13 protein-coding genes are annotated in these 20,680 nt (G+C 52.0%); 9 read left to right on the forward strand and 4 right to left on the reverse strand.

Annotation, left to right across the window (positions count from 1 at the left end; translation table 11 throughout):
- Nucleotides 1-53 precede the first annotated feature (53 nt).
- The gene (gene leuS / locus ACYVJM_RS03130) at nt 54-2,915 is read right to left on the reverse strand and encodes a leucine--tRNA ligase (RefSeq protein WP_461146744.1); all 2,862 of its coding nucleotides are present in this window, start codon (nt 2,913-2,915) and stop codon (nt 54-56) included.
- 140 nt (nt 2,916-3,055) lie between these two features.
- On the opposite strand from leuS, the gene ACYVJM_RS03135 reads away from it, so the two are divergent.
- Both ACYVJM_RS03135 and ACYVJM_RS03140 read left to right on the forward strand, forming a co-directional pair.
- The gene (locus ACYVJM_RS03135) at nt 3,056-4,894 is read left to right on the forward strand and encodes a hypothetical protein (protein WP_461146745.1); all 1,839 of its coding nucleotides are present in this window, start codon (nt 3,056-3,058) and stop codon (nt 4,892-4,894) included.
- Nucleotides 4,895-5,017: 123 nt separating this feature from the next.
- Nucleotides 5,018-6,208, forward strand: a complete 1,191-nt coding sequence (locus tag ACYVJM_RS03140; protein ID WP_461146746.1) for a S8 family serine peptidase — start codon at nt 5,018-5,020, stop codon at nt 6,206-6,208.
- Between the two features lie 94 nt (nt 6,209-6,302).
- Here ACYVJM_RS03140 and ACYVJM_RS03145 read toward each other — a convergent pair whose 3' ends face one another.
- Entirely contained in the window at nt 6,303-7,631 is a 1,329-nt protein-coding gene (locus ACYVJM_RS03145; RefSeq protein ID WP_461146747.1) for a RagB/SusD family nutrient uptake outer membrane protein, read from the reverse strand.
- A 71-nt stretch (nt 7,632-7,702) separates the two neighbouring features.
- A complete protein-coding gene (locus ACYVJM_RS03150; protein WP_461146748.1) occupies nt 7,703-10,756 on the reverse strand; it encodes a SusC/RagA family TonB-linked outer membrane protein in 3,054 nt (1,017 codons plus the stop codon).
- 198 nt (nt 10,757-10,954) lie between these two features.
- Here ACYVJM_RS03150 and ACYVJM_RS03155 point away from each other — a divergent pair, with 198 nt between their 5' ends.
- The 7 genes from ACYVJM_RS03155 to ACYVJM_RS03185 all read left to right on the forward strand — a co-directional run bounded on the left by ACYVJM_RS03155 (nt 10,955) and on the right by ACYVJM_RS03185 (nt 19,010).
- A complete protein-coding gene (locus tag ACYVJM_RS03155; RefSeq protein WP_461146749.1) occupies nt 10,955-12,106 on the forward strand; it encodes a DUF819 family protein in 1,152 nt (383 codons plus the stop codon).
- A gap of 174 nt (nt 12,107-12,280) precedes the next feature.
- A complete protein-coding gene (locus ACYVJM_RS03160) occupies nt 12,281-13,348 on the forward strand; it encodes a sulfite exporter TauE/SafE family protein (RefSeq protein WP_461146750.1) in 1,068 nt (355 codons plus the stop codon).
- A 68-nt stretch (nt 13,349-13,416) separates the two neighbouring features.
- The gene (locus tag ACYVJM_RS03165) at nt 13,417-14,625 is read left to right on the forward strand and encodes a trans-sulfuration enzyme family protein (RefSeq protein ID WP_461146751.1); all 1,209 of its coding nucleotides are present in this window, start codon (nt 13,417-13,419) and stop codon (nt 14,623-14,625) included.
- Between the two features lie 175 nt (nt 14,626-14,800).
- Entirely contained in the window at nt 14,801-15,925 is a 1,125-nt protein-coding gene (locus ACYVJM_RS03170) for a Gfo/Idh/MocA family protein (RefSeq protein ID WP_461146752.1), read from the forward strand.
- A gap of 36 nt (nt 15,926-15,961) precedes the next feature.
- Nucleotides 15,962-16,693 (forward strand): phosphoadenylyl-sulfate reductase, encoded by a 732-nt coding sequence (locus ACYVJM_RS03175; RefSeq protein ID WP_461146753.1) that lies wholly within the window; start codon nt 15,962-15,964, stop codon nt 16,691-16,693.
- An 80-nt stretch (nt 16,694-16,773) separates the two neighbouring features.
- A complete protein-coding gene (cysD, locus tag ACYVJM_RS03180; protein WP_012926293.1) occupies nt 16,774-17,676 on the forward strand; it encodes a sulfate adenylyltransferase subunit CysD in 903 nt (300 codons plus the stop codon).
- Nucleotides 17,677-17,759: 83 nt separating this feature from the next.
- Nucleotides 17,760-19,010 carry a sulfate adenylyltransferase subunit 1 gene (locus tag ACYVJM_RS03185; protein WP_461146754.1) on the forward strand — a complete coding sequence of 417 codons (1,251 nt, stop codon included), beginning with the start codon at nt 17,760-17,762 and terminating at the stop codon, nt 19,008-19,010.
- Between the two features lie 104 nt (nt 19,011-19,114).
- Here the strand turns inward: ACYVJM_RS03185 and ACYVJM_RS03190 are convergent, their stop codons facing one another.
- Nucleotides 19,115-20,623, reverse strand: a complete 1,509-nt coding sequence (locus ACYVJM_RS03190; protein ID WP_461146755.1) for a glycine--tRNA ligase — start codon at nt 20,621-20,623, stop codon at nt 19,115-19,117.
- Nucleotides 20,624-20,680: the final 57 nt, after the last annotated feature.

The raw sequence follows: 20,680 nt of genomic DNA on the forward strand, positions 1-20,680 counted from the left end.
TACCAGTTTGTTTCGTGGTGTCGGGTTCTCAAACCCGACACCACGAAACAAACCTACAAAACCACGTTTACTATCCGTTTGGGCACCACCACCACTTTCTTGGGGGTTTTACCTTCCATCCATTTCTGAACGATCTCGTCAGCCAGCACTTCCCGTTCGATTTCCGTAGGGGCACGGTCGATGGCGAAACTGATCGTTGTCCGTACTTTACCGTTGATCTGAATCGGGTAGTCGAACGAGTCTTCAACCAAATAGTTGGGGTTGAATTTCGGAAATTCGGCCGACGAAATTGTACCCGGCTCGTTACCCAGTGCGGCCCACAATTCTTCTGTTATGTGCGGAGCGTAGGGCGATAAGAGCAATACTAACTCCTGAAGAATGGCTCGTTTGTGGCAATTCAGCGTGGCCAGTTCGTTGACGCAGATCATGAACGAACTTACCGATGTATTGAACGAATACAATTCGATGTCCTCTTCCGTCTTTTTGATCGTCTTGTGCAGCACTTTCAACTCGGCGGGCGTGGGCTGTTCGTCGGTGACTATCCATTGGCTCGCATCCGATGAACCGGCCGGACTATCTTTGTAAAACAACCGCCAGAACTTACGAATAAAGCGATACACCCCGTCGATGCCGTTGGTATTCCAGGGTTTCGCCTGTTCCAGCGGCCCCAGGAACATTTCGTAAAGCCGAAGTACGTCAGCGCCGTATTTTTCCACGATCATATCGGGATTTACGACGTTGAACTTCGACTTCGACATTTTTTCTACTTCAGCACCAACCAGATATCGGCCATCCGGTTCAAGGATAAACTCAGCATTTTCGGTTAAATCCGGACGCGCGCTTTTGAATGCCTCAACATCCAGCACATCGTTTTCAACGATATTAACATCGACGTGTAAAGGCGTTACCTCCCGGCCATTTAATTGATTGAGCGATACAAAAACCGGTGCTGTACCCTCGACACCCGTTCCCTTTACCCGATATACAAAATTACTCCGGCCCTGAATCATGCCCTGGTTGATGAGCTTTTTGAACGGCTCTTCCTGCGGAACGTAGCCCCGGTCTTTCAGGAATTTATTCCAGAAACGGCTGTAGAGCAGGTGACCGGTTGCGTGTTCGGTACCACCAATGTACAGGTCCACGTTCTGCCAGTAATCGATCGCTTCCTTGCTGGCAAATTCAGCGTTGTTCTGTGGGTCCATGTAGCGGTACCAGTACCACGACGAACCCGCCCAGCCGGGCATGGTGCTCAGTTCGTAATCATACTGCCCTTTGTATTTCCAGTCCTCAGCGCGGCCAAGGGGTGGCTCGCCGGTTTCGGTGGGCAGGTATTTATCTACGGCGGGCAACTCCAGCGGCAGGTCGCTCTCGTCGATCAGATAGGGCAGTTTTCCTGTCGAACCACCTTCCTTGAAGTAAACCGGTACGGGTTCACCCCAGTAGCGCTGGCGACTGAAGACGGCATCGCGCATACGGTAATTGACTTTACCCTTACCTAACCCTCGTTCTTCCAGCCACGCGACCAGCGTTGCCGTCGCGTCTTTATAGGTCATGCCGTCAATCATACCCGAGTTGATGTAATGACCCTCCTTGGTATTATCGGCCTGTTCCTCCACGTCTTTCTGACTGTCCAGAATGGGGACGATGGGCAGGTTGAAATGTTTGGCGAAGTTCCAGTCGCGCTGGTCGCCCGAGGGAACGGCCATCACCGCCCCGGTACCATAACCCGCCAGGACATAATCGGCCAGATAAATGGGGACCTTCTCATCATTGAACGGATTGACGCAGTAGCTGCCGGTAAATACACCCGATATAACTTTTGTATCGGCCATGCGGTCGCGCTCCGAGCGGAGTTTGGCAGCATTTACGTAAGCAGCCACGGCTTCTGCCTGCTCCGGTGTTGTCAGTTTCGAAACCAGCTCATGCTCGGGAGCCAGTACCATAAACGTAACCCCGTAAATGGTGTCGACGCGGGTCGTGAATACTTCGATAAACGAAGCAGACGTATCGCCATCGGCCTTCTCCCCCGCTTCCGCAAGGGGGAATTTTACGCTCGCTCCCACCGACTTCCCGATCCAGTTCCGCTGCTGTTCTTTCAGCGATTCGGTCCAGTCGATGGTATCCAGGCCGGTCAGCAGCCGGTCGGCGTAGGCGGTGATGCGCATCATCCACTGCCGCATGAGTTTTTGTTCGACCGGGTAGCCGCCCCGTTCCGAAACGCCGTCTTTCACTTCGTCGTTGGCCAGTACAGTTCCCAGCGCCGGGCACCAGTTAACGACGGCATCGGCCAGGAACGTTAACCGGTATTTGAGCGACATCTCGTACTGCTCCGTTTCGGTCATGGCATTCCATTCCTCAGCCGTGAAGGCAGGGGCGTTTTCATCGCAAACGGCCTGTACGCCGGTCGTTCCATTAGCGGCAAACTTGGCCAGCAGTGTTTCGATGGGTTCGGCCTTATCGGTTTCTTTGTTGTACCACGACCGGAACAGTTCCATGAAAATCCACTGCGTCCATTTGTAGTACGATGGGTCGGAGGTGCGGACTTCGCGGCTCCAGTCGTAACTAAATCCAATGTTTTTTAACTGCTCGATGTACCGGGTCAGGTTCTGTTCGGTCGTAACGGCCGGGTGCTGCCCCGTTTGAATGGCATACTGTTCGGCCGGGAGCCCGAACGAGTCGAAGCCCATCGGGTGCAGAACATTATAGCCTTTCAACCGCTTATAGCGCGACACAATGTCCGACGCAATGTAACCCAGCGGGTGACCAACGTGCAGACCCGCTCCCGATGGATACGGGAACATATCGAGTACGTAATACTTGGGGCGGTCAGTCGTATCAGCGGGTTTATACGTGTGGTTGTCGTCCCAAAACCGTTGCCATTTCTGTTCGGTTTCGCGGTGGTTATAGTCAGCCATAATAGTTATGCGGCCGGAAGGCCGCTCAATTCGCTCAATTTAGATGCGGTAAGAAGCCGCACTATTCATTTTCTTGCAAAAATAGCCGTTTAGCCAGACTTTTGCTCATTGCCCCCGTCTATGAATGTACAATCTCCCGGATGCATCCAGTACAACCGCCAGTCAACCTGTCAAATAAAAACCTGTTTACCCCAACTTTCGGTCATAACACCTGGCTTTGGGCCATTCTCCTGGGCGGGTTAACCGCCCTGCTGGGGATCTGGGTGGTAGGTGATTTCCGGCATCCGCTTTCAGATGGGAACGATACCGATCAGTACGAGTATGTCGGGTATTTTTTCAGTAAGAATCTCAGCCTGTGGCCGTTTCCCCACCTCAACCTGATCAACACCCAAACCTTTTACCCCTATGGCACCAACCAGGTTTTTCTGGACTGGGGCTTTGAGCGGGATTACTGGTACACGCTTCTATATCGACTTCTGGATGGCCCCGGCCCCTATTTGCAGTACTATTATGTCTATAGCCTTGTCGTTACTGCCGTTGGAACGTTTATTCTGTTACGTGTCCGGGCGGGCCTTATGAAATCATTTCTGGCAGGGCTGGCCGTTTCGGTTTTTAACTTTTATGCCCTCTGGAAATTCCCCGTCCACATGAACGTTTGCGTAGCTCATTGGACGGTGCTGTGCATGGTAGCCAGCTACGCGTTCCTGCTTGATGTACTTGACCGTAAATTCATTACCCTGCCGTATCTGCTCCTCTGGGTCGGCCTTCATGTGCTGGTGCTGAGCCAGGAACTGGCGTATGTGGCTGGTTTCGCCCTTACATTTACGACGGTAACTTTACCCATTATTGGCCTAAGTCTGTATCGTCAGTTTCCGGAGATCCGTCGCTGGCCTTCGCTTTTTGGGCAGTATGTTCACGATGAAGTCCGGCGATCTCCGCGTGCCGTTTTTGGGTTGGTGCTGTTTGTGGGCGTTAGTCTCTGGCTGTACCTTCCTCCAACGCTTCAGATTGCGTTTACGGCCTGGTCGTTCAATTTTGAGGTTGTTCCAGAACTCCGCGCCTGGTCGCATCCGATTCGTTTGCTCCTGCCCCATCTACCGGGTATCGACAGTTATTCCGTTCCCTATCAGCTTTGGTTGCGCGATACGTTCGAGAGTTACGGACAAGGCAGCCCCGGCTTGTACCTGGTTATTCTGGCAGGTGTCGGCTGGTGGCAAATCAGGCATGATTGGCTGCGCTGGTTACCAATTACCCTGATGCTGGCCCTTTGCCTGCTCTACCATCCGGTTTTGTTTCCGACACTTAAACTTTTCCCCTGGTTCAGTTTCAACCGGCACGGGGGCCGGGCTTCACTCGTTTACCCGGTGCTGTTCATGTTGCTGGCGTTACCCGTTCGATGGCCCCGCCAATTACCGAGCCAGTTGAGTATGACCCTCTTACTGCTGCTGATGGGCGTGGAATGGTATACCGGTTACTCAAGACGGGTACTGCAACCGATCAATGTTGTTTCGGAACAAACCCTTCGCTACTGCGCCGTTGTTCGGAAGCAACCCGGCGTTGCGGTGCTCGACTGGCCGTTCTGCACCATTGGGGCCAATGGCGTTGGCGATAAAGAAGGGCTTTGCCCGTTTTACAAACAGCAAAATGCCGTGTTCACTTTTCGCCGGTTTTACGACAAGAGTGGTGTCGGCCAATACTTCGGGCGGCTTCACCCCGACCAGATCAAGCCGTTTCTACGCGATGACTGGCCCCGGCTGCTTACTCCCGGCTACGTTTTCACCAGCGAAGACTGGAAGTTTCTGGATGTGTTTTTACAGACAAATAACTTCGCCGGGATTAACCTCTACCCCGATCTGCTCACGCCCGATCAGACCGCGCAATTCTACCGACATTATGGCGTTCCCATTGCAGAAACCACCTTTCCGGCGGCTGGTCAAGTGGTTTTTATTGCACTTAAACACCCGAAAAATCGTTACTAAACCGGTGACGCAACGACTTTCGTGCTTTCGGCGTATACTATATTGAATCAACTCCAATACCGACGCATGGCGTAACTTTTTACGATTGACAAGTCACCAATCTATCTGTTTCGTACGTACCTCATGCGACGTTCTTTATCCCTTTCGACGCTTACTAACGTCGCCCTGATTGGCATTGGCTTGTTGGCCTGCCAAACCGATAGTGATGTAGCCCCTGCCCTCTCGCCCGACTGTCTGGTGAAAGCATCCTCTAACAACGGTGTTGCCATTGCCGGTGAATATATCGTTACCTATCAGCCAAAGCAATCGCTGCCCGTGGCACCTAATGCCCGCATGGCCGCAACGGAAGCGCTGGCTGAATCGCTGCTCAGTACCTATAGCGTGGCAAACCCGCAGGCAACCGTACTGGCAGCGGGCGGGCAGACAACCTTCCTTGCTCACCTCACCGAAAGCGAATCCCAAAAATTACAGCAAGACCCATCCGTAGCAGTCGTTGAGCCCGACCGGATCATGGCCATGTGCAACTGTGTCGATGTATCGACCACCTCTACGCTAACCTGGGACGTAAAACAAACGGGCTACGGTCGCGGTGATCTACAGACGACCAAAACAGCCTGGATTATTGATACCGGCATCGACCTCGACCACCCCGATCTAAACGTGGACACTAACCGGAGCCGATCGTTTGTCAGCGGGCAAACCTCCGCTGATGACGACAATGGGCATGGCACCCATGTAGCCGGTGTTATTGGAGCCAAGAATAATAGCATCGGCATAACGGGTGTTGCTTCCGGAGCAACGCTCGTATCCCTTCGGGTTCTGGATGACGAAGGAGAAGGCCGCTTGTCAGGTATTATTCAGGCCGTAAGTTACGTGGCGCAAAACGGTAAGTCCGGTGATGTTGTCAACCTGAGTTTAGGGGGCGAGGGTACATCAGCAGCTCTCGACCGGGCCATAACCCAGGCGGCAAATTTGGGCATCCTGTTCGCCATTGCATCGGGCAACGATGGGAAGAACAGCAACAATTACTCCCCCGCCCGGGTCAACCACCTAAATGTGTTTACCGTCTCGGCCATGGACAGCAAAAATCAGTTTGCGTCATTTTCCAACTTTGGCAGCAGCGTCGATGTGTGTGCCTATGGGGTTCGTATTACCTCCACCTACAAGGACGGGAAATACGCAACCCTGAGCGGAACGTCTATGGCCGCACCCCACGTAGCAGGTTTGCTGCTTATTCGGGGCAACAACTTACCAACCCACGGCACCGTTACCGGCGACCCGGACGGAACCCCCGATCCAATGGCGGGCGAGTAAGTTTATAAATAATCAGGGCGTCGGGATAATCCCGACGCCCTGCTCGTATTCTACTAATGTAATGCGTAATAGTGCTCCGCTTGACTGAAAAACTCTACGGATTCTGCAAATCCCAGTTCACTTCAGCAACGGGTTTCTCCAGGCGCTCCAGCACTTTCATAGTCGACACCGGCAGGGGTATTTCACCCAGCTTGTTATACCGGCGCATATCTACCCAACGATGACCTTCGTAAAACAGCGAATACATCCGCTCCTTCAGAATGGCATTGATAAGCGCATCCTTCGTTGTCGCCCCAGCGTAAGCCGGAAGCCCGGCGGCCGTCCGAACGATGTTGATGTTCTTCGTCGCTTCAGCAACATTGTTCTGCTGAGCCGCTATTTCGGCGGCTATCAGGACCAGTTCTTCGTTGCGAATGATGGGGACGGGATCGGTGCCTGATGTGTACATGTTCTGAATGTACTTGGTGGTATAGGTCACGCCGGAGCTATAGGTTGCCGGATCGGCCAGTACCCGTACCTTGGCAATACGCTTATCGCCAGCCTCGATTTCATCCCACATTTTCTGAATACCCACAATCCGGATCGTTGCCGTGTTGATGAGCGGATTGGCAAAATCGGGTGGAGTTGGGCTAAAGGTATACTGTGGCCCGGCGGTTAAACTTCCACTCGCGCTGTAAAACGTTTGGGTAAGCAAGGTAGCCGCCTTGGCCCAGTCGGCCTGATAGATCGCCACCCGGAGAGCCAGGGCCCGGTTAAACTGCTTAAACGTGGCCGGGGTATTGAACCCGTTAAAGCCCGCAGGTACCGGAAAGGCAAACGACGCACCGGCCTGATCGAGCTGACTGGCTCCATCGTCCAGAATTTTGGCAATACCCGTCAGCGACTCGGCATACGTTGCCGCTTTGCTTGGCTTAAACGGATCTTCAACACTTAAGCGAACGCCGTTGCTGCCTTGTGCATTCAGCATGTACAAATAAGCCAGCCCTTTGAAGGTATTCGCCATACCGCGGTAGCCGTTCTTCTGCTGATCGGTAACTGAATTAGTTGAATTGAGCGAAGCAATGACAATGTTGGCCTGCCGAACAGGTAAGCCAAAGTCGGTTGTCGCCCGGTTGTAGAAAGCCGAGTTATCAATCGGACGCAGTCCATTCAACTCCGTCATCCAGCGGGATTCGGTGGTGTTGAAGTTGAATAGTTCTTTACCAATCGTACCCACAACCTGTAGATAGGAAGACAGCCCGTTTCTGGCTAATGAAAACTGCCCGACGGCAAGCGCGTCCAACTGTCTTTTGGTGGCATTGTTGGTAACCGACCCCACCGATGGGAAGTTGGGGTCAATAATTAAATCGGTCTTGAGCGGATTACAGGCATTCAGCCCCACGAGAGCCACCGCCGTTAAAAGTGAATATCGAATGAATTTCATATAGAAAACGAAATTTGAATTGTCAGGTAAATCTGGATTTTCGAACCCTGTCGGGTTACACCCTCAGTTGATTACAAATCGATGGCAATGTGGAACATCATCCGGCGAGCCAATGGCGCGCTACCAATGTCGACACCGCTACCCAGTGCCAGTGAACCGAAGTTCGAGTTTTCCGGATCGTAACCCGCTTTGTAGTTCGTCCAGCGCAGGAGGTTTGTACCCGACACACCAATGCGCACGCCCTGAATAACATTACGGAAGGCCGAGCCAAGCACCGCTTTTGGTACTCGGTAGTATAACGAAACTTCACGCATTTTCAGGAAACTGGCAATTGACGGGTTGTATCCTTCGCGCGGCACACCATTGGCATCAAGGCCGTTCACATTCTGGCGGGCAATACCATTTGGCGCCACCTGATCGCCCGAACCCGCTACTTTACCACCATCCGTCAGCCCTAAGCTCGTGCTGTTCCAGTCCGATGTGTTACCGCCTTCATCCCACAAAACGCGCTGCAGCGAAACAACGGTGAACTTGTGCCGGTAATGCAGCAAAGCCGAAAACTCAAAGTTTTTCAGGAACGTGATCCGCTGGTTGAGAGAGAACTCGTATTTAGGCTGCTGATCGCCATAGCTCGTCCAGGATGATGCGTAGCCGGGATCAGTTGTCGGCAATGTACGGGGCTGGCCCACAATCTGGGTGGGTGAATACCCCTGTTTTACGCGCCACTGACCAAACGTGGCCCCAAAGCCACCAGTCAGGCGCTCCGGAATGTCCAGACGGGTGATTTCGGAACGGTTAAACCAGAAGATCGGCTGAACGAACCAGGTAATGGCTTTGCTGCGGATAACCTCAGCGCCAATGGTTAACTCAAGCCCCCGGTTCACTAAATCGGCCGCGTTGATGTTGGTAGACGTAACCCCCGTGGTTGGGGCCGTGGTCAATGGCTGGATCAGGTCGAACACTTTCTTGTTGTACAAGGTAAATTCGCCGGTAATCCGGTTGTTGAACAAGCCGAAGTCCAGACCGTATTCCAGCTCGGTAGCGCGTTCCGGCTTGATCTGGTTGTTACCCAGTACCGTTGAGGGCTGTAACCCGCTCAATCCGCCAATACCGGTCGACCCTAACTGCGAATAAGGTGTTCCCCAGCTTGGCAAACCAGCCGTAGAACCATAGGCAATACGTGGCTTAAGGGCACTGATGGCACCAGATGAAGCAGCAGCCCAATTGCCGAAACGGGTTAGGTTGACCGCCAGCGATGCTTTCGGAAACGCGTAATATTTACCGAAGTTGTTGCCGTTCAAGTCTGATTTGTCGAAACGAATACCGACGGTTCCAATGACTTTATCATCGTAGTTAGCCTCCTGCTGGGCGAAAATACCAACGTCGGTATTAAGCTGGTATTCAGCAGCAATCGATTGTACACCGCCCCGCGCCGGGTTGGAAACACCAACAGGCAGTTTCTGACCCCGTACATAGTTGTAGTTAAAGTCGCGATGCAGACGGACAGCCCCGGCCGACGATGTCAGATTAAGTTTGCCACCCAAAGCTGCATGGGTAAATACACCGGCCACCTGAATATTTGAGTTGTACACTTCGGTACGAGTGTCCTGCGCAAAGCCAGGATTGGGTTCCTGCCGCTGCGACTGAAGGTCGGTTGGTAGCCAGATCCGGGAAAAACCGCTCTGGTAGTCCAGGCCGCCGTTTACTTTGATTGTCAGCGAAGTCGTTGCGTTGTTGATGAGCCGGAAGTTGGCATTGAATCCCTGAATGAAGCGATTTACTTTCTGGTTGTTAACCGCCCGGTCCCGGATAGCCAGCGGGTTTTCGCCTACGCTCGGATCGTTATCGGGATAAACACCGGTTGCGTCCGGGTACAGATTGGTGTAGGGCTTGGTATAGGGCAACGAGTAACCGTAGTTGATGTTTGAGTTATCGTTACCTGTCCAGCCCCGGTCGTTGTTAGAATTGACATAGTTTGTCGAAATGCCAAAATCAATCCAGTTGTTGAGCTTGTGATCAATATTTGCCCGAATGGAATAACGTGTGAAACCCGTATTTTTGATGATACCTGTTTCATTCGAAGCACTTCCGTTGACATAGAACTTGGTTTTCTCATTACCACCCGTCACGCTCAGGTGGGTATTTTTGATCGAACCGGTTTCACCATAAATTACCCGCTCCCAATCCGTATAGGTACCATTCTGTTTGGCAGCCTGTAATTTCGCAACATCAGCGGCCGAGAAATAATTAGTCAGTTTGTCGGCTGTCCAGTCGGCTCCACCATAGTAACTATACGCTTTGGAAAAACCCAAATCCTGGCCAAAGGACACATTGGTCCGACCGCCTTTGCCCCGCTTGGTGGTAATAATAATAACCCCGGCGTTGGCACGGGTTCCATAAATAGCGGCTGCAGACGAGCCTTTCAGCACTTCCATGCTCTCAATATCGTCGGGGTTCAGGTCGGCAAGGCGGTTACCGTTGTTGTCCTGCGAAGCGGTTGCCGAACCGGCCCCGGCTTTGTTAGCCTCCGAGCGGCCACTGGAGTACTGCCCATTGTCAATGTAAACACCATCGACAATATACAACGGCTGCGACGCCGATGAACCCAGGGTGGAAACACCCCGCAATTGCACGTTAAAACCGCCCCCCGGCACCGACCCGTTGGCCTGGATGTTGGCACCAGCGAGTTTACCCTGCATAGCGCCATCGGTGGTTACGGGGGTGGTTACCCCTGTCAGTTGTTTGGCGGATAAACTTGCGACAGCATTGGCTGAATTTGAGCGTTTCACGCTGGTTGCAAGCCCTGTCACAATTACCTCATCGAGTTGTTGATTACCATCGGCCAACTGCACATTTACTACAGATCGGTTGCCGATAGCTACTTCCTGCGTGGTAAAGCCAATAAAGCTAAAGATGAGTGTACCATTGGCGGGTGCATTAAGCTTAAAGCTCCCCGTAGCATCCGTATTTGTACCTACAGAACGCCCCTTCAGTACGACACTGGCACCTGGAATTGGCGTCCCCTCTGCATCGGTCACTTTTCCCGTAACGACTTGTTCCTGAGCGAAAACCAATGTGGTAATACTGAAGAACAACCATACGAATAGTAGTAATTTTCTGTTCATTTTTAGTAAGTTAAGATAAAAAACTATAATAAAACTTAGTGCAAAGTAAGTATTTGTTTCGCACATATTGCTTTAAAGCCATTAATATTTTACATATGTCAACTAATACACCATCTTATTTTGCAGCTTTATACCCTCCCGAATAAGAATAGTGGTTACATTCGAACTCCCATTAAGTATTTTCCACAAGCGCCTATCGTGACCAACTCTCTATTTATTCTGTTTGTTCTATGTCTGAATGTTGTTATCTGCGAATGGCTTACTCAAAAACCCGGCTTCCGACACATCGGAACGGCGCTGCTGGTTATAATTCTAACCGCTATTGAGTCCAACTTTCACCTGATACCAACTACTGAAACGCCAGTTTATGAAGGTATCTTCGGCTACATAGCCCCTTTTTCGTTGTTCCTTTTGCTGCTCAGTGTCAATTTGAAAGACTTACGAAAGGCTGGTCTGCCCATGGTAACGATGTTTCTGCTGGGGTCTTTGGGAACAATTGTAGGCGTCTTTACGAGCTTCTGGCTTTTTTCGGCCCCGCAAACTGTGGGGAAACTGTATTATGCCCTGGCGGGTATGTTTACCGGAACCTATATTGGCGGCAGTGTTAACTTTCACGCGGTTGCTCTCCATTACGGCGTATCTAAAGCAGGCAATCTATTTGTTGCCTCCACAGCAGCCGACAATATTCTGACAGCCTTGTGGATGGCCGCCACCATAGCCCTGCCGCGTTTTCTGCAAAGCCGGTTTCCAAGACATCTGGCAACAGATTCATCAGCTCAGATTAACAACACCACTCCAGAGGCCGACCCCTTTGCCGATGCCGAAACCATCAGCCCTTTTGATCTGTCGCTGCTGCTGGCATTGGGATTTGGCGCCATTTTTCTATCGAAACAACTGGCCACCGTATTGCCGGCAATCCCCTTCGTGCTGATTCTAACCACGATAGCACTCTTGCTGGCTCAGTTTCGCGTAGTTAACAGACTTCGGGGAAGCCGGCTTCTGGGCCTGTTTGGCATTTATATCTTCCTGGCGGTTATTGGCGCCTATTGCGACATCGCTACCCTGCTGCACGACGGTCAACTTGCGATCATTCTCTTCGGAATTATCGTAACCCTGGTGCTTATTCATGCTCTTATTGTTTTTGGCATAGGTGCTTTTTTCAAACAGGACTGGGATGTATTGAGTATTGCCTCTCAGGCCAATATTGGTGGCGCAACGTCCGCACTGGCGTTGGCGAAAAGCCTGAACCGGCCCGACTTACAACTTCCCGGGGTACTAGTTGGCACCCTTGGGAATGCAATTGGTACCTATCTGGGTATTTTGGTTGCCGAAGTTTTGCGGGCAGGTTAAGCGGTTTAATGGCGTTAGCTTGCATCTATTCACTTCCTTTTCGTACCTTTGGGGCACTTCTCAACAAGATTGGCGGTTATACAGGCCAACAAATCATTACTAAACTCAGCGGCACGTATCTGTGCCGTTTTTCATAAGAGAATTAATCCATTAACTCTATAGAGTTTATACCTTATGTCCCAGCGGATTGTCTCTGCAACCGATTCGACCTCTGATTCGCTCACCACGCCCAATCCGGAACTGGACCTGAATGGGCTGACGATCACGATTCAGGGCGTTAATGCCTCTTCACAGGCAGCGATCATTCGGACCACTTTTCCGGCCGCCAGCGTACAGACCGACGCGCCTAGTCCCTTGCTTCGCCGTCGTAACCGCACTGAAATTGCCATTTACATTTTTTCGGCACTGGCGCTGATGCTGGTAGGGCATTTGCTTTTCAGCTACTTTACGCTGGACCGCCTGACGCTTCTGGCCAGCACCATTGATCTCACACCCGACATCTTTTACTTCATCATGGCTGGTTTTGTGGCTCAGATGATTGATGGCGCCCTGGGTATGGCCTATGGTGTTACGGCCACCACCTTTCTGACAAGCGTGGGCATCAGCCCCCTGTTTGCCACGGCCAGTGTACACAGCTCCGAGATTTTCACCAGTGGCGTGTCGGGCTATATGCACCTTAAATTCGGTAACGTAAACAGTCGTCTGTTCAAGATTGTCCTGATTCCGGGCGTTATCGGTGCTGCGCTGGGTGCTTTTCTAATAACTAAACTTGCCGACATGGAGATTGTGGCTCAATACCTGAGCCCGGCCATTTCTGTGTATACGGCCATTTTGGGCATCCTGATTTTAAAGAAAGCCTTAGCTAAAAATCCCAAGAAAAAGCCCGTTCGCCAGATTGGATTGCTGGCCTGGTTTGGCGGGTTTGTCGATGCCATTGGCGGTGGTGGCTGGGGACCAATCGTCAACTCAACGCTTATTGCTTCGGGCAGGCACCCTCGTTATACGATTGGGTCCGTTAACCTGGCCGAGTTCTTCGTCTCGTTTGCGTCATCGGTCGTGTTTGCCCTGTATGCCGGACTAGACAACTACGGAATGGTTATTCTGGGGCTGATTCTGGGGGGTATGATTGCCGCTCCGATAGCGGCCCGTCTGGCTCAGAAATTACCCGTAAAAACCATGATGATCCTGGTCGGAATTGTGGTGATCCTCGTAAGTTTGCGAAAAATTATTAAGTTCTTTTAATGCATGGGCCAAGCGCTGGCTTGACTCGTTAATTTCTAGTGGCCAAGCCGGAGCTTGGCCCAGACAATATGGAAAAACAAACCAAAGCGATTCGGATACAGACGGATAAATCCGGCAACCGGGAACACTCCGTTCCATTATATCTAACATCCAGCTTTACCTTCGAAAGCGCCGAGCAGGGAAAAGCACTTTTTGAGGAAACAGAAGAGGGAAATATCTATTCTCGCTTCTCGAACCCCAACGTGTCGGAGTTTGTCGAGAAGGTTTGTATGCTGGAAAATGCCGAAGATGGAATTGCCACGGGTACCGGGATGGCCGCCGTTTTTGCCAGCATGGCCGCCCTCCTGAAATCGGGCGATCACCTGGTTGCGTGCCGGGCTTTATTTGGCTCCGCTCACCAGATCATCACCCAGATTCTGAGCAAATGGGGTATCACCCATACCTACTTGGATGCTACGGCTACCGAGGCCGAATGGGAAGCGGCCATTCAGCCAAACGCCGAAAGGCCTGCCGCCCGGATGGTGTATCTGGAAACACCCTCCAATCCCGGCCTCGAACTGGTCGACCTGGAAATGCTTGCCCGTTTGAAAGCGAAATACGGTTTTATCCTGAACGTCGATAACTGCTTTGCCACACCCATCCTGCAAACACCGCTCGATTTGGGTGCCGATTTGTCCATACACTCGGCTACCAAGTACATGGATGGTCAGGGGCGCGTACTGGGCGGTATCGTCGTCGGTAGGGCTGATTTGATTCAGCCGATCCGGTTCTTTGCCCGGCATACCGGTCCGTCACTGTCGCCGTTCAATGCCTGGATTTTGTCGAAGAGTTTGGAAACGCTGGACCTTCGCATGGAACGGCATTGCCGCAACGCTCTGCAACTTGCCGAAGCGCTGGACGGTCATGCCGACGTAGAGCGGGTACTTTATCCGTTCCTGCCCTCTCACCCTCAATTTGAACTGGCGAAGAAGCAGATGAGCGCGGGCGGTGCTATCGTTACCATTGAACTGGAAGGGGGTTTCGAGCGCGTAAAAGCGTTTTTCGATGCCCTGACAATTCCAACGCTTTCGTCCAATCTCGGCGATTCACGCACCATCGTGACGAACCCGAACACAACCACCCATGCCAAACTAAAGCCCGAAGAAAAAGCTGCCCTGGGGATCACACCCGGCCTGATTCGGGTTTCGGTAGGACTCGAAGCAATCAGCGATTTGATCGCCGACTTCACGCAGGCGGTGGAAAAGTCGGCTGAAATCATCAAGATAAACGCAGACTAGAACGTAGTCAAACAGTATTGGCACAACAACCTGATTTATAAGAGTAGAAGCGGCATTGCTTTAGTTTTGTAGCGTGAGATGGTATCGCTCAGGCGGCTCCATCCGCGCCACAAAAGACGAAGAAGTGCCACAATCAAATTATTCGGATCGAAGCCAATAAATCAGAAACGCCAGTATGAACTACATTTTTTATTGCCTCACCATGCTGTTTGCCACCACTCAGCTTGTTAATGCTCAACCGTCTAAAAAACCTTTGCGCGTAGGCGTAGTGGGGCTTGTCCACTCGCACGTGCATGGAATCCTGAACAAAGCATTCAAACAGAAGGGGCAGACAGATATTGAGATTGTCGGCATTGCCGAGCCGAATCGGGAACTGGCCGAACGGTTTGCCAGGCAACACGGCTACCCCATGAGTCTGGTGTATACCACCGTGGCCGAAATGATCGAAAAAACCAAACCCGAAGCCGTTACAGACTTCGGTCGGATTGTTGATCATAAAAAGACGGTGGAGTTATGCGCCCCGCGTGGCATTCACGTGATGGTTGAAAAACCACTGGCTACCAGCTATGCCGATGCGCAACAAATGGCCGCGCTGGCAAAAAAGAATAACATTCAGCTGCTCACCAATTACGAAACGACCTGGTACGGCAGCAACCATAAAGCCTACGCCATTGCCAACACCGATAAGGCGATTGGCGACCTGCGTAAGATTGTCGTTCACGATGGACACGAGGGCCCGAAGGAAATCAATGTGAACAAAGAGTTTCTGGACTGGCTGACCGACCCCGCTACCAACGGTGCTGGTGCCCTTTTCGATTTCGGGTGTTACGGGGCTAACCTGTCGACCTGGCTCATGCACAACCAGCGTCCACTATCCGTCATGGCGGTAACCCAGCAGATCAAGCCGGATATCTACCCGAAAGTCGACGACGAAGGCACGATCATCCTGACCTATCCGAAAACCCAGACCATTATTCAGGCCTCGTGGAACTGGCCATTCGCCCGCAAAGACATGGAAGTTTACGGACAAAACGGCTACGTCTTTACGGTTGATGGTACCCGGATGCGTATCCGGCTCAAGGACGACAAAACCGAACGTCCGACCGAAGCAACAGCCGCCGACGCTCCTGCTACTGACCCATTTGCGTACTTCGCCCAGCTGATTCACGGCGAAACTAAAGCCGATGAATTAACGTCTTTAGAGAACAATATTATCGTCATGGAAATTTTGGATGCCGCCCGTCAATCGGCCAAAACGGGCAAGGCGGTAAACCTGTCACAACGGGCATTGGTCCGTTAATTGACTATAAATGCGGGCACAATCCCGCCCTTTTGTATGATTGCTGAACCGACTCACACACTTGAAAGCCTGACCGAACAACTTCACGGTCTGAGCAACGTTGACGCACTGCGAAAACTGGCTGCCTTATTTCCCGGCGAAGTCGTTTTCTCAACCAGCCTCGGCTATGAAGATCAGGTAATTACCGATCTGATTCTGGCCAACGATATTCCCATCCGGATTTTCACGCTTGATACAGGCCGGATGTTCTCTGAGACATATTCGGTTTGGAAGAAAACCAATGACCGTTACGACACCAAAATCGAAGCGTTTTTTCCGGAACGGGCTGCCGAAGAAGCTCTGATGACGACCAAAGGCCCCTATAGCTTCTACGATTCGGTAGAGAACCGGAAAGAGTGCTGTGGCATTCGTAAGGTGGAACCCCTCAATCGGGCACTGAAAGGGCAGAAAATATGGATCACGGGCATCCGTGCCGAACAGTCGGCCAATCGCCAGAGCATGCCCCGGCTCGAATGGGATGCATCGCACAACCTCTTCAAGTTTCACCCGCTGATGGACTGGACGTTTGATGAGGTAAAACAATACGTAAAAGATAACAACGTGCCGTACAATCCCCTGCACGACCGGGGTTTTGTGAGTATCGGTTGCCAGCCCTGTACGCGGGCCATCCAACCCGGCGAAGATTTCCGGGCGGGTCGCTGGTGGTGGGAGGACAACTCCAAAAAAGAATGCGGATTACACGTTCACGAAGAAGTATTTAAAGCTTAATGAGTGATCGAGTGAAAGGGTGAGAAGGCGTTGAGCGCTATTCACCCTTTCACTCATTCGCTCTTTCACTCTTTATTGTAATGAAGTTAGATTATTTAGATCAGCTCGAATCCGAAGCCATCCACATTATGCGGGAGGTTGCCGGGCAGTTTGAGCGTCCTGCGCTGCTTTTCTCGGGTGGCAAGGATTCCATTACCCTGGTTCATCTGGCACTCAAAGCGTTTCGGCCGGGCAAGTTTCCGTTCCCGCTTGTGCATATTGACACGGGCCATAATTTCCAGGAAGCCCTCGACTACCGCGATGCCATGGCGGAGCGGATCGGCGAAAAACTCATCGTTCGGTATGTCGAAGACACCATCCGGGAGAAAAAGCTGAAAGAACCGACCGGCCGCAACGCCACCCGTAACGGGCTGCAAACGTTTACGCTGCTGGATACGATTGAAGAATTTGAGTTCGATGCCTGCATTGGGGGCGCCCGTCGGGATGAGGAGAAAGCACGGGCAAAAGAGCGCGTCTTTTCCGTTCGCGACGAGTTTGGCTCCTGGGACCCCAAACGCCAGCGGCCTGAATTATGGAACCTCTATAACGGCCGAATTCACAAAGGCGAAAACGTTCGAGTGTTTCCTATTTCGAACTGGACCGAACTGGACGTCTGGAATTATATCCGTCGCGAGAAAATCCAGCTTCCCAGCATCTACTTCGCTCACGACCGCGAGTTGCTCATCCGCGATGGTAAACTGATGGCTACTGCCGGGGGCGTAATCAAACCCGAAGCCGACGACCAACTGGTAACCCGCCGGGTACGTTTCCGTACCGTTGGCGACATTTCCTGCACCGCGGCCTCTGAGTCAACGGCCGATACACTCGACGCCGTTATCGACGAAATTCAGGCGACGCGCATCTCCGAACGGGGCGAAACACGCATGGACGACCAGCTTTCCGAAGCTGCCATGGAAGACCGCAAGAAAGGCGGGTATTTTTGAGTATTGACTACTGTAAAGTGAACAATGAATAATAGGCGGATACGATATTATCCATTTCTCATTATTCATTACACATTCAATAAATGGATCTTTTACGATTTATAACTGCCGGTTCGGTTGACGACGGCAAAAGCACGCTTATCGGGCGGCTTCTTTACGATTCCAAATCCATCCTGGCCGACCAGTTAGAAGCCATTGAACGGGCCAGCAAAAGCCGCGATGATGGTGAGATCGACCTGGCCCTATTAACCGACGGGCTTCGCTCCGAACGGGAACAAGGTATCACGATCGACGTAGCCTACCGCTATTTCCAGACGCCGGTTCGGAAGTTTATCATTGTCGATGCACCGGGTCATATTCAGTACACCCGTAACATGGTTACCGGTGCGTCCAATTGCCAGCTGGCGATTGTGCTGGTCGATGCCCGGCATGGTGTTGCTGAACAAACACGCCGGCATTCGCTGATTGCGTCGCTGCTGGGAATTCCGCACATCGTGGTGGCGATCAACAAAATGGATTTGGTTGATTACTCACAGGATGTGTTCTCCGATATCTGCATTCATTACGCCGAACTGGCTCAGAAGCTTAACGTCAAGCACGTAACGTATATTCCAATGAGTGCGCTGAACGGCGATAACGTCGTCGACCGTTCGGAATCCATGCCGTGGTACGAGGGACAAACGCTGCTGGAACATCTGGAAACGGTCGAAATCGCCGATGATGTAAACCTTACTCAGGCACGTTTTCCGGTGCAGTACGTTATCCGCCCGCAAACGCCGGAGTTACACGATTACCGGGGCTATGCCGGTAAAATTACAAGTGGGCAGTTCCGCAAAGGCGACGCCATTACGGTATTCCCATCCGGCGAAACATCGACCATCGATGCCATTGAAATCGCCGAAACACATCTGGAAGAAGCGGCCACGCCCATGTCCGTTGTGCTGCATTTGGCAACCGATGTTGACATTAGCCGGGGCGACCTCATTGTTCGTTCGGACAGCCAGCCCCTGAGCAGTCAAACGGTAGAAGCGATGCTCTGCTGGATGGACAGCAAAGAGTTTAAAGTGGGGAATAAATATGTGTTACAGGTAGGCACTTTCCGGGCGCGCTGCTCGGTGCGGGAGATTGCGTACCAGGTAAACGTCAATACCTATGAACAAATAGAAGGCGTTGAGCAACTCCGGTTGAATGATCTGGCCAAAGTGGTGCTCCGAACCGCCCAGCCAATCAGTTTTGACCCTTACGCCACCAACCGGGCATCGGGTGGGGCTATCCTGATCGACGAAACCTCGAACGTAACCGTTGGGGCGCTGATGCTTGTGGGCGAAGCGTAAGTCGGTTTCCAGCCAGCAGTTAGAAAGAAAGGGAAAAGCAGGCGTGCCACGGTTACAAACCGTGGCACGCCTGCTTTTCCCTTTCTTAAACTCAAAACCAAATTTTACATATTCTCCAGCACCCGCTCCATCGACACTTCCTGACCGATACGGGCTTTCAGTTCGCTGACCGGAATACGAATCTGCTCTGTTGTGTCGCGGTAGCGGATGGTTACAGTATCGTCTTCGAGGGTTTGGTAATCCACCGCAATACAGAACGGCGTACCGATCAAATCCTGACGGGTGTAGCGCTTGCCAATGGCATCGCGTTCCTCATACACCACCCGGAACTCAGATCGGAGACTCTTCACGATCGCTTCGGCTTTCTCGGGCAAACCATCTTTCCGAACCAACGGAAACACAGCCGCTTTGATAGGCGCCAGCGCCGGGTGGAGCTTCAAATACGTACGCTCCTTCTGCTGATCGCCTTCGCCCACAGTTTCTTTCGTGAATGCGTTGCAGAGAACAGCCAGGAACAGGCGGTCGGCCCCTACCGATGTTTCAACAACGTACGGAATGTAATTACCGTACGGCTTCCCGGTGGCGGGGTCAACGTCATTGTCGAAATACTGCTGTTTCTTCCGGCTCAGTTCTTGATGGGCTTTCAGGTCAAAATCGGTGCGGGAGTGAATCCCTTCCATTTCGCGGAAACCAAACGGAAACTTATACTCGATATCCACAGCGGCATTGGCATAGTGCGCCAATTTCTCGTGAATGTGAAATTTGAGTTTATCGGCGGGTAAGCCCACCGCCTGGTGGAACTTCATCCGGGCATCGCGCCAGGTTTCGTACCACTGCATTTCGGTGCCGGGGCGCACGAAAAACTGCATCTCCATCTGCTCAAACTCCCGCATCCGGAAGGTGAACTGACGGGCAACAATCTCATTCCGGAAGGCCTTCCCAATCTGGGCAATCCCAAAGGGAATCTTCATCCGCCCGGTTTTCTGAACGTTCAGGAAGTTCACGAAAATACCCTGGGCTGTTTCAGGACGGAGGTAGATCAGGCTGGCATCTTCGGCCAGGGAACCTACCTGCGTGGAAAACATTAGGTTAAACTGCCGCACTTCAGTCCAGTTGTCGGTACCCGAAACGGGGTCTTTTATACCTTCGGCGATGATGAGGTTCCGAACGCCTTCCAGGTCATTGTCACCGAGTAAGCGGCCCATTTCCTGCAACAGCGCGGTACTTTTTGCTTCATCCCCGGCATTGGCATAGGCTTCGGCTTTCAGTTCGAGGAGTTGATCGGCACGATACCGTTTTTTGGAGTCGCGGTTGTCGATCATGGGGTCGTTGAACGAGTCAACGTGCCCCGACGCTTTCCACGTCAGCGGATGCATGAAAATAGACGCATCAATCCCAACGACATTGTCGTGGAGCTGGGTCATTGCCTTCCACCAGAGCGTTTTGAGGTTATTTTTCAGTTCAACGCCATTCTGACCGTAGTCGTACACGGCTTGCAGGCCATCGTAGATTTCGGACGACGGGAACACGAAGCCATATTCTTTGGCGTGGGCGATAATGTCTTGCAGCGAAGTGGCTGGTGAACCAGCGGCTGGCGTTTGCGGAGTATTCATACGTGGGCGCAAAAATACAACAGTGGGCGAATTAATTCGCCCACTGTTTGAAATCAT

Source organism: Spirosoma pulveris, from assembly GCF_054781875.1.

Coding starts and splice junctions, on each gene's coding strand:
- leuS (WP_461146744.1), bottom strand. CDS start 2,915: ATGGCTGACTATAACCACCGCGAAACCGAACAGAAATGGCAACGGTTT.
- ACYVJM_RS03135 (WP_461146745.1), top strand. CDS start 3,056: ATGCATCCAGTACAACCGCCAGTCAACCTGTCAAATAAAAACCTGTTT.
- ACYVJM_RS03140 (WP_461146746.1), top strand. CDS start 5,018: ATGCGACGTTCTTTATCCCTTTCGACGCTTACTAACGTCGCCCTGATT.
- ACYVJM_RS03145 (WP_461146747.1), bottom strand. CDS start 7,631: ATGAAATTCATTCGATATTCACTTTTAACGGCGGTGGCTCTCGTGGGG.
- ACYVJM_RS03150 (WP_461146748.1), bottom strand. CDS start 10,756: ATGAACAGAAAATTACTACTATTCGTATGGTTGTTCTTCAGTATTACC.
- ACYVJM_RS03160 (WP_461146750.1), top strand. CDS start 12,281: ATGTCCCAGCGGATTGTCTCTGCAACCGATTCGACCTCTGATTCGCTC.
- ACYVJM_RS03165 (WP_461146751.1), top strand. CDS start 13,417: ATGGAAAAACAAACCAAAGCGATTCGGATACAGACGGATAAATCCGGC.
- ACYVJM_RS03170 (WP_461146752.1), top strand. CDS start 14,801: ATGAACTACATTTTTTATTGCCTCACCATGCTGTTTGCCACCACTCAG.
- ACYVJM_RS03175 (WP_461146753.1), top strand. CDS start 15,962: ATGATTGCTGAACCGACTCACACACTTGAAAGCCTGACCGAACAACTT.
- cysD (WP_012926293.1), top strand. CDS start 16,774: ATGAAGTTAGATTATTTAGATCAGCTCGAATCCGAAGCCATCCACATT.
- ACYVJM_RS03185 (WP_461146754.1), top strand. CDS start 17,760: ATGGATCTTTTACGATTTATAACTGCCGGTTCGGTTGACGACGGCAAA.
- ACYVJM_RS03190 (WP_461146755.1), bottom strand. CDS start 20,623: ATGAATACTCCGCAAACGCCAGCCGCTGGTTCACCAGCCACTTCGCTG.